This is a genomic window from Mesorhizobium alhagi CCNWXJ12-2 (assembly GCF_000236565.1).
Taxonomy (GTDB): Bacteria; Pseudomonadota; Alphaproteobacteria; order Rhizobiales; family Rhizobiaceae; genus Allomesorhizobium; species Allomesorhizobium alhagi.
On record NZ_AHAM01000013.1, the window covers coordinates 1 to 11,765 of the forward strand.

The 11,765-nt window shown below is 64.0% G+C and carries 11 protein-coding genes; 6 read left to right on the plus strand and 5 right to left on the minus strand.

All coding sequences use genetic code 11. The features are described 5' to 3' along the window. Nucleotides 1-104: 104 nt before the first annotated feature. Together MAXJ12_RS00725 and MAXJ12_RS00730 are read right to left on the minus strand one after the other, a co-directional pair. Complete coding sequence (locus tag MAXJ12_RS00725) at nt 105-1,271, minus strand: mandelate racemase/muconate lactonizing enzyme family protein (protein ID WP_008833808.1); 1,167 nt, start codon at nt 1,269-1,271, stop codon at nt 105-107. Between the two features lie 330 nt (nt 1,272-1,601). After that, nucleotides 1,602-2,507, minus strand: coding sequence for a LysR substrate-binding domain-containing protein (locus MAXJ12_RS00730; RefSeq protein ID WP_040584501.1), 906 nt, complete (start codon nt 2,505-2,507; stop codon nt 1,602-1,604). A 98-nt stretch (nt 2,508-2,605) separates the two neighbouring features. Here MAXJ12_RS00730 and MAXJ12_RS00735 point away from each other — a divergent pair, with 98 nt between their 5' ends. Together MAXJ12_RS00735 and MAXJ12_RS00740 are read left to right on the plus strand one after the other, a co-directional pair. Beyond that, on the plus strand, nt 2,606-2,812 hold the full coding sequence (locus MAXJ12_RS00735; protein WP_008833810.1) for a hypothetical protein: 207 nt from the start codon (nt 2,606-2,608) through the stop codon (nt 2,810-2,812). A 229-nt stretch (nt 2,813-3,041) separates the two neighbouring features. Then, entirely contained in the window at nt 3,042-3,530 is a 489-nt protein-coding gene (locus MAXJ12_RS00740; RefSeq protein ID WP_040584503.1) for a CAP domain-containing protein, read from the plus strand. A gap of 3 nt (nt 3,531-3,533) precedes the next feature. Here MAXJ12_RS00740 and MAXJ12_RS00745 read toward each other — a convergent pair whose 3' ends face one another. The 3 genes from MAXJ12_RS00745 to MAXJ12_RS00755 all read right to left on the minus strand — a co-directional run bounded on the left by MAXJ12_RS00745 (nt 3,534) and on the right by MAXJ12_RS00755 (nt 8,659). After that, nucleotides 3,534-4,493: a sugar-binding transcriptional regulator gene (locus MAXJ12_RS00745; RefSeq protein WP_008833812.1), complete on the minus strand. Its 960-nt coding sequence runs from the start codon at nt 4,491-4,493 to the stop codon at nt 3,534-3,536. Between the two features lie 89 nt (nt 4,494-4,582). Then, complete coding sequence (locus MAXJ12_RS00750) at nt 4,583-6,328, minus strand: hydantoinase B/oxoprolinase family protein (protein ID WP_008833813.1); 1,746 nt, start codon at nt 6,326-6,328, stop codon at nt 4,583-4,585. Between the two features lie 261 nt (nt 6,329-6,589). Further along, nucleotides 6,590-8,659, minus strand: a complete 2,070-nt coding sequence (locus tag MAXJ12_RS00755) for a hydantoinase/oxoprolinase family protein (protein WP_008833814.1) — start codon at nt 8,657-8,659, stop codon at nt 6,590-6,592. A 205-nt stretch (nt 8,660-8,864) separates the two neighbouring features. Here MAXJ12_RS00755 and MAXJ12_RS00760 point away from each other — a divergent pair, with 205 nt between their 5' ends. From MAXJ12_RS00760 to deoC, 4 genes are all read left to right on the plus strand, one after another. Further along, the gene (locus MAXJ12_RS00760) at nt 8,865-9,692 is read left to right on the plus strand and encodes a ferredoxin--NADP reductase (RefSeq protein ID WP_008833815.1); all 828 of its coding nucleotides are present in this window, start codon (nt 8,865-8,867) and stop codon (nt 9,690-9,692) included. Between the two features lie 123 nt (nt 9,693-9,815). After that, nucleotides 9,816-10,223: a DoxX family protein gene (locus MAXJ12_RS00765; RefSeq protein WP_008833816.1), complete on the plus strand. Its 408-nt coding sequence runs from the start codon at nt 9,816-9,818 to the stop codon at nt 10,221-10,223. A 75-nt stretch (nt 10,224-10,298) separates the two neighbouring features. Further along, entirely contained in the window at nt 10,299-10,586 is a 288-nt protein-coding gene (locus MAXJ12_RS00770; protein ID WP_008833817.1) for a hypothetical protein, read from the plus strand. 185 nt (nt 10,587-10,771) lie between these two features. Further along, nucleotides 10,772-11,765, plus strand: a 994-nt coding sequence (deoC, locus tag MAXJ12_RS00775; protein ID WP_008833818.1) for a deoxyribose-phosphate aldolase, incomplete at its 3' end; no start/stop codon positions are given.

Below are 11,765 nucleotides of genomic sequence, written 5' to 3' on the forward strand. Positions count from 1 at the left end.
GCCCGAAGTGCGCGTAAACCCGCACCGACAAAGCGCGGCCCATTTGATGCAAGACACGCACGCGGCCAAGCGACGCAATCTTGTTCGGCGATTTCCCCGCATCCTTATTCGGCGATTTCCCGCATCACGTGGTAGAGCGCCGACTTGGCTTCGAACCCGACGCCCGGGATCTGCGGCAGGCCGACATAGCCGTCTTCGACGGCGATGCCGTCCGCAAATCCGCCGAAGGGCTGGAACACGTCCGGGTAACTCTCGTTCCCGCCGAGATGAAGGCCGGCTGCTATATTGAGCGACATCTGGTGGCCGCCGTGCGGGACCACGCGGCGCGAGGACCAGCCCAGTTCCTGCATCACATCGAGCGTGCGCAGGTACTCCACCAGCCCGTAGGACAGGGCGCAGTCGAATTGCAGCCAGTCGCGATCAGGGCGCATCCCGCCATATCGCAAAAGGTTGCGGGCGTCCTGGTGCGAGAAGAGGTTCTCGCCGGTGGCCATCGGCAGGTCGTAATGGCCGGCAAGCTCGGCCTGGAGCGCGTAGTCGAGCGGGTCGCCCGCTTCCTCGTACCAGAACAGATTGTAAGGCTTGAGGCCTTCCGCATAGGCGATGGCCGTTTCGAGATCGAAGCGGCCGTTGGCGTCGACCGCAAGCCGGCGGCCTTCGCCGACCACGTTGATCACCGCTTCGATGCGGGCGATGTCTTCCGCGAGCGGCGCGCCGCCGATCTTCATTTTCACCACGGAATAGCCGCGGTCGAGATAGCTGCGCATCTCGTCCTGCAGTTTCCGGTGATCCTTGCCGGGATAGTAGTAGCCGCCAGCGGCATAGACCCAGACCTTCTCGTCGGCCACGCCGCCGCGGAAGCGGTCGGCAAGCAGACGCCAGAGCGGGAGGCCGGCGATCTTGGCCACGGCGTCCCACACGGCCATGTCGATCGTGCCGACGGCGACGGAGCGCTCACCGTGACCGCCGGGCTTTTCGTTGCTCATCAGGGTCTTCCAGATTGCGAAGGGATCGAAATTATCATTCGCTTCGTCGACAAGGCTTGCCGGATCGGCCTCGAGAACACGGTCGGTGAACCGGCCACGACTCAGCGCGCCCTGTCCGTAGCGGCCATTGGAGTTGAAGCCGTAGCCGACGACCCGCTTGCCGTCGCGGACCACGTCGGTGACGACCGAGACCACCGAGCAGGTCATCTTCGAAAAATCGATATAGGCATTCGCGATCGGGGAAGCGATCGAGACGGTCTTCTCGCGGATTTCAAGGATCTTCATGTCTTTTCCCTTCAGCGCAATGCGTCGGCAATCGCCTTGCCGCAGGTAACGGTGTCGGCCTTGCGCGCTCGCAAGACAATGCCCCAACGGCAGCTCTTGGCATGTAGTGCAGGCCTTCATCTTTGAGTCTAGAGTGACCGCTAAGGGTCAGCATTTGCCTCAGAATTTCAGCAGAGGAAGGGCAGACAAGGGTCGAACTTCCCCTTTGGTCATTAGCCGAAGATCGGACATCCGGGGCGACGATAGGATTGCCGCGCTGACATGCCCAAGGGCTATCACATTGGACGGGGTGCTGCGATCATCGCGCAATGTCCACGGACGAAGAGTCCGTCATCCCTCGGCTTCGCCCAGAAACGCCTTCATCTCGGCCAGGATCCATGTCCGGAAGGCGCTGACCTTCGGCGCGTTGCGGCGCGCTTCGGGATAGGCCAGCCAATAGGCGTGGCCATCGTTGCAGACGAGATCGAAGGGCTGGAGAAGTCGCCCGGCGGCAAGATCGGTGGCGAAGAAGGCGGGCGTCAGCATGGCCACGCCGCCGCCTGCGATCGCGACGCCGGCCTCGAGCGACTGCGAGCCCAGGCGACTGCGTGTCCGGTTCTGCAGCCCGTCGGCCGGCACGCCCGCCTCGGTCAGCCACTGCGTCCACCAGGGGTCATCCGGGCTGACGATCGGCAACCGCAGAAGGTCGGCGGGCTCCTTCACCCCGCCTATGCTTTCAGCGAGCTTCGGGCTCAACATCGGGGTGAAGCCGGTATGCATCAGCAAATGGGTGACCAGTCCTGGCCACTTGCCTCCGCCGGCGCGGATCGCCACGTCGATTTCCTGCTGCGCGAAATCGACGAAGCGCGGCGAGGTGTCGAGCCGTACGGCAAGGGTGGGATGCGCCATCTGAAAGGAGCCGAGATGCTGCGCCAGCCAGTGCGACGCGAAGGTCTGGACGGTGCTGATCGACAGCGTGCCCTGCGCCCCGCTGCGGCCTGAGCCCCATGCTGAGGCGATCGTCTCGAATGCCTCGGTGATCACCGGCGCGAGCCGCTGGCCAGCCTCCGTCAGCGCGACCTGGCGCGGCCGGCGCAGGAAAAGCGCTGCGCCGAACCGCTCCTCCAAAATCTTGACCTGATAGCTGACTGCCGCCTGCGTCATGCCGAGTTCATCCGCGGCCTTGGTGAAGCTCATATGCCGCGCGGCGGCCTCGAAGGCCCGTAGTGCCTGGAGTGGAGGGAGTTGAGGAGCCATGATGGATTAAACCGCCTTATGCATGCGTATCGACATTCAATTGGAAACTAGCGACTCTCAGGACCAGATTGAAGACCAATGGATAAGGGGAGCAACCCTTGAAAAGGTTGGTCGACACGATGACACATGCAACGGTACGGCTCGAACAAACCCATGGCGGATTCCTGAATTCATGGCTGGCAGCGTGGTTTGCGCGGCCCGGCCGCCGCGCCCGCCGGGGCAGGCTCGACGTCAGGGAGCTTTCGGATCATCTGAAGCGCGACATGGGTTTTCTCGACGGAAATCCCGTGGGCCGGAGGAAGTGAGGGACGGTGACCGCGCGGTGTTTCGCTTGAAGAATACCGGGCCTCGTTTTGCCTCGGCTATTACGTCTCCCACGCTCAGGCATGGATTCCCGACACTCTCCGCTCGTTCCTCGCTCACGACGACACACGCCCTGCCCGGCAAATGCCACAATGAACGTTATTCCGGAGATCAGGCATTAGCGGTTTGAGCCGAAAATGCTCCTGATCGATATATCAACCGGGGACGTTCATGCCGGATTCTCACTCTCCCGTCGCCGGGCGGCGTCTTTTCCCGATGGCGGCATTGTGCGCCACGCTCGCGCTTGCCGCCTGCCAGACCGGCGGGTCCGTGGGCGGCAGCGGCCGCGCATCCGTGTCCGGCGTTTCCTATCTCACCGAGATCCGCACTTCGCACGGCCTGCCGCCGCTCGCTTATGATGCGCGGCTGGAAAAGGCGGCGCTGCAGCAGGCCGCCTATAAGGCGCGGTCGGGCCGCATGGAGCACACCACCGGCTGGGGCAAGGATTTCGGTCGGCGGATGAAGAAGAACGGCGTCGACGCCCCGGCAGCGGAAAACATCGCCCAGGGCCGGATGGACATGGCGAAGCTGTTCTCGATGTGGATGAACTCCTCCGGCCACCGCAAGAACATGCTCGATCCGCGCTTCAACCGCTTCGGCCTTGCCTATGCCGGCGAAGCGGACGGCCGCAAATACTGGGCGCTGGTCGTCGGGAAGTAATTTTTATCCGGCCTCAAGCAGCGCTTCGGCGGTGCGTTCGTCGGTGATCAGCCCGTTGATCAGCCGCCGCGTGGCGGCAGCCAGTATGCCGGGGATTTTGCGCTCGCCCATGGCCAGCGCAATGACCAGCGATTTTTCGCGCGACGGAAGCGGCGCCGAGGCGACGCGATCATTGGTGATGCCCTCGATCAGCCGGCCCTCGCGGTCATAGGCCCAGCCGACGATCTCGGCCACCGCACCGGCCTTCTGCAGCGCCTTCAGCTCGGCCTCGCTGATGAAGCCGTCTTCGTAGAGCGGCGCTTTCGGGCCGAGGTCGCCTATGCCGATGAAGGTCACGTCGGCGCGCGCGGCGAGCGCCAGCGTCGGCTGGATCATCGGCTGGGACAGCAGCATTTCGCGCTCTTCCGGCGAAGAGGCGATGACCGCCAGCGGCATCGGGAACGAGCGCGCCTTGATGCGGTCGGCCATGGTGAAGATGACGTTGTAGAAGGCTGCCGAGCCGTCCGGCGAGATGTTGCCGGTGAGCGAGACGACCTTGTGCTGTGGGCACTCCATCGCCGGCAGCTGCTCGATCGCCGCCTTCAGCGTGCGGCCGGTGCCGATCGCCATGACGATCGGCTCGGTCGAGCGCAGCCGCTTTTCGATCTCGGCCGCCGCCGCTTCCGCGACGCCGAGCGTCGTCGAGTTGGATGAAGGGTCGCTCGGCACGACTTCGACCAGATCGAGCGCAAAGCGCGCCTTGAGCCTGGCTGCGAGGTCGAGGCAGTTTGCGATCGGATGGTCGACCCGGACCTTGATCAGCCCTTCCGAGACCGCGAGCGAAACCAGCCGTTGCGCGGTCTGCCGCGATACGCCGAGCTTCGCCGCGATCTGGTCCTGGGTATTGCCGGCGACGTAATAGAGCCAGCCCGCCCGCGCCGCATCGTCCAGCCTGTTGCTGCCGGTGTCCTGCCGGATATTCACGATCCTGTCCTGCCTCCAGCCCGTTCAGGCCAGTTTCGCAGGGAATCGCTGAATGCGCAATTGCCAATGCGAGGCGGCAATTGTTCATGCTAACTGAGCGCCGAGCGCAACGTTTGGGTTGCAGCAAGGTCGAGCTGACCGTCGGCGCTGAGCGCTACGCCGAACGTCTCCTTCGCCTGCTCAATCGTGTAGTAGCCAAGCATCACATCACGCAACACCAAAGCTGGATCGCGTCTGAACGGATCGCCGTAGCCGCCGCCGCCGGGGGTGCCGACGCGGACGCGGTCGCCGGCTTTCAGGGGAATGTCCTGCTCCTTGGAAAGGTGCTTCGGCACATGTGGTTTGCCGTCGCGAAAGACGGTGACGGTGTTCACCGCACCGTCCTTGCCGCCGCAGGCGCCCTGCGGGCCAGTGCGGCCGTGATCCATGACGAAGGATGCGCGGGCTTCGCCCCTCAGGATTTCGACCTCATAGGCGAGGCCGAAGCCGCCGCGGTGCATGCCCGCGCCGCCCGAGCCTTCGCGCAGGGCGTAGTGGCGGTAGAGCACGGGATAGGCCTGCTCCATGATCTCGACCGGCGGTGATTTCGAGATGCCGATGGTCGAGCAGCCATTGGAGAGGCCGTCATACGCGACGTTGCCGCCATAGCCGCCGCCGGAGATCTGGTACATGACGTAGTCGCGGCCGCGCGCCGGGTCGTTGCCGCCGAGCGCGAAATTGCCGCTGGAGCCGGCGGGCGCGGCGGTGACTTTTTCGGGCAGCGCCTGAACCATGGCGGCAAACACCGCCTCGGCGATGCGCTGCGACACCTCCGCCGCGCAGCCTGACACCGGCCGCGGGTATTTCGCATCGAGGAAGGTTCCCTCCGGCCGTTTGACGATCAGCGGTTCGAACGCACCCGCGCTGATCGGCACATCCGGAAAGATGTGGCGCATGGCGAGATATACGGAGGACAGCGTGGTGGCGAGCACGCTGTTCATCGGGCCGATGCAGGGCGGGCTGGATTCGGAAAAATCGAATGTGAGCGTGTCGCCCTGCTTTTCGACGGCCAGCGCGATAGCCAGTGGCTGGTCGACGACGCCGTCGGAATCGACAAAAGCCTTTGAGCGGTAAACGCCGTCCGGGATGGGAGCGATATGCGCCCGCATCTGCTCGGCCGCGCGTTTTCTCAGCTCCGAAATGGCCGCGACGACAGTTTCGTCTCCGTAACGATCGAGGATGGCAAACAGCCGCTCCTGTCCGACATAGAGCGCCGCCGCCTGCGCCCGGATATCTCCGATGCGCTGGTCGGCGACGCGGATGTTGGAACAGATGATCGCGTAGATTTCCGGATCGAGTTTTTTGCGCTTGAAGAGTTTTACCGGTGGCAGGCGCAGCCCTTCCTGCTCGACCGCGGTCGCGGACGCCGAAAATCCGCCGGGCACCGAGCCGCCAATGTCGGGCCAGTGGCCGGTGTTGGACAGCCAGCAGAAGATTTTTCCGTCGCGCCAGACCGGCATGACGAACCGCACATCCATCAGGTGGGTGCCGCCGAGATAAGGGTCGTTTACGATGTAGATGTCGCCTTCTTCCGGAGGCAGGCAGCGGCCGTCGGCGATCATCTCGATGATCGTCTTCGTCGAATATTGCATGACCCCGACGAAGACCGGCAGCCCTTGCGACCCCTGCGCGATCAACGAGCCGTCCTCGGCCGAATAGATGCCGTCGGAACGGTCGTTGGCCTCGGCGATGACCGGCGAGAATGCAGCGCGGGAGAAGGTCAGGTCCATCTCGTCGCAGGTCTGCTGCAGGGCGGCCTGGATGACGGAAAGGGTGATGGCGTCGAGGGGGGTCATACTGTCACGCCCTGCCGTCGTAAACTTCGGTGTCAACGTGAACGGACGTGGCGAAAACCCCCTCTCCGTCTCGGGCTTCGCCCAATCCACCTCTCCCCCACGTTGTGGGGGCGAGGAACCCAAGCCATGAGAAGCTCGCGGCTGCATCGCGGCAGCGGTTCCTCGCCCCTGCGTAGCGGGGGAGAGGTGCCTCGGGAAGAGCCCGAGACGGAGAGGGGGTTCTGTGCGCCTTCGGCATCGAAGCTTGCCTTTGACAGCCGCTCATCTCCCCACCTCGATGACAATATTCCCATCGGCATCGGTCGTAGCCCAGTCGCCGGGCTCCAGCACCGTTGTTGCGTCCATCTGCTCGAGGATTGCGGGGCCCTGGATCACCGCGTCGAGCGGCAGCTTTTCGCGGGCATAGACCGGCGTGTCGTGCCAGGTCCCATCATACCAGACCGGCCGTATCTCGCGGAGCGCGGCTTCCAGCGTCCCGGCACGCCCGTTGGGGTCGATCAGCCGGGACAGGTCGACCGCCGGGCGCACACCGATGACGGAGGTGTTGAGGTTGACCAGATTGGCGCGGATTTCCGGCAGCTCGACTTTGAAGCGCGCGAAATAGGCTTCCTCGAAAAGGCGCTGCAACAGGTCTCGGCTGGCATCGACCGAGGGCAGAGGCACGTTGAGGATGTGCGTCTGGCCGACGAACTGCATGTCGGCCGAATGGGAGTAGCGGATCGTTTCCGGCTGCACCGCTTCCTTGGCGATAAGCGCGGCCCCCTCGGCCCGATGTCGTTCCAATATATCCCGGACCCGCGCTTCCTCGACGGTGGCTACCGGCTGGTTGACCGTGTTGACGAAATCGTGGCGGAGGTCGGCGACGACGCAGCCGAGCGCGTTGGTGATGCCGGGGCGAGCCGGCACCAGCACTTTCGGCAGGCCAAGCTCTCGGGCTAGTGCGGTGGCATGCAGCGGCCCGGCGCCGCCGAAAGCGAATAGCGCGAAATCGCGAGGATCGTGGCCGCGCGATACCGAAACCATGCGGATCGCGCCGGCCATCTTGATGTTGCCGAGGCGCAGCACAGCGCCCGCGGCTTTGACGCCAGACAGGCCGGTGGGCGCGCCGATCTTCTCCTCGAAAATCGCGCGGACATGGTCGACGGTTACGGGATTGTCGACGGCGAGCAACTTCTTCGGATCGAGTCGCCCGAGCACCAGGTTGGCGTCCGTAATGGTCGGCTCGGTCCCGCCGCGGCCGTAGCAGATCGGGCCGGGATTGGCGCCGGCGCTTTCTGGTCCGATCTGGATCAGGCCGGAAGCGTCGACCCTGGCGATCGAGCCACCGCCGGCGCCCACCGTGTGGACCGCGACCATCGGCACGTGGATCGGCATGGCGTATTCGATCTCGGTCTCGTTGGAGACCGCCGGTTCGGCGTTCCGGATCAGCGCGACGTCGGTGGAGGTGCCGCCCATGTCGTAAGTGACGAGGTTTTCGTAGCCGGCGCGCCTGCCGGTATGGGCGGCGGCGATGACGCCGGAGGCCGGGCCGGACATCACGGTCTTGGCCGATTCCTGCGTGACGAAGCGGGCGGAGATCATGCCGCCATTGCCGTTCATGATCAGGAAGTCGCGGGCGTAGCCGCGCGCCTCCAACTCGCGCCGCAGCCGTTCGACATAGCGCTCCAGGATCGGCTGTACCGACGCGTTGACGGCTGCTGTTACGCCTCGCTCGAATTCGCGCGCTTCCGAAAGCAGCGAATGGCCGGTGGTGATGTAACTGTTCGGCCAGAGTTCGGCTGCGATCTCCGCCGCCCGCCGCTCGTGCGCGGGATTGGCGTAGGAATGCAGAAAATGGATGACGAGGGATTCGCAGCCGGCTTCGAGCAGCGCCGAGACGGCAGCTCTCACCTCGCCTTCATCGAGCTGAACGCGCACCGTGCCAGACGCCTCTACCCGCTCGGAAACCTCCAGCCGGAGATTGCGCGGGATGACCGGCACGAACGTACCTGTCATGCCATAGGCTTGCGGCCGGGTGCGGCGGCCGAGCTCGATCACGTCGCGGAAGCCGCGCGTAGTGATCATGCCAGTCTTAGCGAGCCGGCGTTCCAGTACGGCATTGGTGGTGGTGGTCGTGCCGTGCACGATGAGGTCGATCTTCTCGACCGGGAATCCGGTTTCGGCCAGCGCAGCCACAACGCCGAAAGCCTGGTTGTCGACAGTGGTCGGCGTCTTGGCGATATGGACCTTGCCGCCATCGCGCCCGTCGATCAGCAGAAGGTCGGTGAAGGTGCCGCCGACATCGATGCCGGCGACGACATTGCCCGCGTTTGCCGGAAAATTCTCAGCCATGCGCCAAACCCGAAATGCCCAGACTAAGGATGCGGCGCAGTTTGGAAGAGTGTTTCCCGCCGCTATCTTGACCTGAATATCGTTTGTACACTAATAAGTTTGCTAGACAAGAGTTTCCCGCTTCGGGATTTTTTGCGGCGCCCCGACCGAATGGCTTGGCGGCGCAGCGGCAGGAATTTGCCGTCAGGACAAAGGCTTTGGGTTCATGAATACTGCAGCAGCCCTGAACATCAACGAGGCAAAGCCGCTCGGCTATCCGATCCCGGCCAATGTCTATGCCGAAACTGTGGTCTCGGTGAAACACTACACCGACCGGCTGTTCTCGTTCCGCATCACCCGCCCGCAGTCGCTGCGCTTCCGCTCCGGCGAATTCGTGATGATCGGCCTGCCAAATGCCGAGAAGCCGGTGTTCCGCGCCTATTCCGTCGCCAGCCCGAACTGGGACGAGGAACTGGAATTCTTCTCGATCAAGGTGCCGGACGGGCCGCTGACCTCCGAGCTGCAGAAAATTCAGCCTGGCGACACGGTGCTGATGCGCCAGAAGTCGACCGGCACGCTGGTGGTCGACGCGCTGACCCCGGCCAAGCGGCTGTTCATGATCTCCACCGGCACGGGCATCGCGCCTTTCGCCAGCCTGCTGCGCGACCCGGAGACGTATGAAAAGTTCGACCAGGTTATCCTCACCCATACCTGCCGCGATATCGCCGAACTGGCCTATGGCCGCGAACTCTATGACGCGCTCGATAACGATCCGCTGATCGGCGAACTGACCGGCGGCCGCGTCACGCTCTATTCAACAACGACGCGCGAGCCGTCCGACTTCATGGGCCGCATCACCGCACTGATCGGCTCGGGCAAATTCTACGCCGATCTAGGCATCGAAAAACTCGATCCCGAGACCGACCGCGTCATGATTTGCGGCTCGATGGACATGCTGAAGGACGTCAAGGAACTGGTGGAAAGCCTCGGTTTCGCCGAGGGCTCGCTCAGCCATCCCGGAAGCTTCGTCGTCGAGCGCGCCTTCGTCGGCTGACGTACGGCGGGCGCAGCGTTGCGTCCGGCCTGTCCTTTTCCCGGAGCCTTGCCATATATTGCCCCGTCCGGGTCAGTGCGGCGGGCTGACTCGCGGAAACGGTTCCGAAGGAGGCGACCTGCAATGCTAGACAATCTTTCCCGCTATCAGCCGCAAGCTCTCGCGGTGCTGCGCATCATGACGGCGCTGCTGTTCATCGAGCATGGCACCCAAAAGCTGATCGGATTCCCGCCGGCCACGGAGGGCGGAGCCGGCGAAATGGGCGGCCTGATGCTGGTCACCGCCATATTGGAGGCGTTCGGCGGTTTCCTTATCCTGATCGGCTTCCTGACGCGGCCGGTGGCGTTCATCCTGTGCGGCTTCATGGCTGTCGCCTATTTCATGGCGCATGCGCCGCAGAACTTCTTCCCCGTCAACAATATGGGCGACGCCGCGATCCTGTATTGCTTCATCTACCTCTATCTGTTCGTCGCCGGGCCGGGTGCGTGGAGCGTCGATTCCGCGCGAGGGGCGGTGGCCACCACTGGATAGCCGAACCGTCTGGCGCATGAACTTTTCGGGATCATGCTCTAATATCCTACCCTCACTGATTGAAGAGGGAGCGCGATGTCCGTCGTCGATGTGATCTGCGGAGCCATTGCGGAACGCCGCCTGCTTTCTTTCACCTATAAGTCTGAAGCGAGGATCGCCGAGCCCTTCATCCTCGGTTATGACGAGCATGGTGAACTGGTTCTTTCGGCCGTGCAGACGGCGGGCGGCAGCGGCGTCGGGTTCCGCACCTTCCCGATCGAGGGCGTGACATCGCTGAAGGCGATGGACCAGAAGTTCTCTGGCTTCAGGCCGGAATACAACCGGCGCGACCGGTTCTTTGCGCGGATCATCTGCCAGGTTTAGCCCTTCGAAATTTGCGAGGTTAGCGCCGCCCATCGTCCACCTGCTGACGCCTTCGGCCGGTATGGAGACGAGGAGAAGGGATAGCGGCAACGCTGCGGACAGCGCCGCAATCCCTCTCCTTGATATCGGCCCATGATGACGGGTAGAACAGGGGCGGCTTCGGCCGGGATCGCGAGGACAGGCACATGACCAAGGCTGCGGCGGATTTGACGACGGAGGCTCCGTCGGTGACGGCGCTGCCCGTGCGCGTGGCGGCCAACGCGCCGATCGAGGCGCACGGCATCGCCCGCAATCCCGGCATGAAGCTCGACCTCGGCTTCCTGGAATCGATGCGCAACGTCAATCGTTCGGCTCTGGAGCGCCGCGTCGCCAGCCTGACCAAGCGCCGCTCGATCAAGGCCGACAACCAGGCGGCGTGGCTGCTGCGCTCCATTTCGCTGATGGATCTGACCACACTGAACTCGAACGACACCGACGAGCGGGTGCGCCGGCTGTGCGCGAAGGCGATCAACCCGCTGCGCGCCGACATCGTCGAAGGGCTCGGCCTCGGAGACGAAAAGATCCGGCCGGCGGCGGTTTGCGTCTATCATCCGTTCGTCGCCACTGCCGCCGAAGCGGTCAGAGACACGGGCATCCATGTCGCGGCGGTCTCGACATCATTCCCGCATGGCCTGGCGCCTCTCAAGACACGTATCCAGGAAATCGAGGCTTCAGTCGCCGACGGGGCCGACGAGATCGATGTGGTCATTCCGCGCGGGCTGGTATTCGGCGCGAAATGGCAGGAACTCTACGACGAGATCGTCGCCTTCCGCGCAGCCTGCGGCGATGCGCATCTGAAGGTGATCCTCGGCACGGGCGACCTCGCAACCCTGCGCAACGTCATGCTGGCCTCTATGGTGGCGATGATGGCCGGCGCGGATTTCGTGAAGACCTCGACCGGCAAGGAAAGCGTCAACGCCACGCTGCCGGTGGGGCTCGCCATGGTGCGCTCCATCCGCGCCTATTTCGAGCACACCGGCTATCTCATCGGCTTCAAGCCGGCCGGCGGCATTTCGACCGCAAAGGCCTCGCTCGACTGGCTGGTGCTGATGAAGGAAGAACTCGGCCGGCCCTGGCTCGAGCCGGAGCTTTTCCGCTTCGGCGCATCGAGCCTGCTCACCGACATAGAGCGGCAGGTCG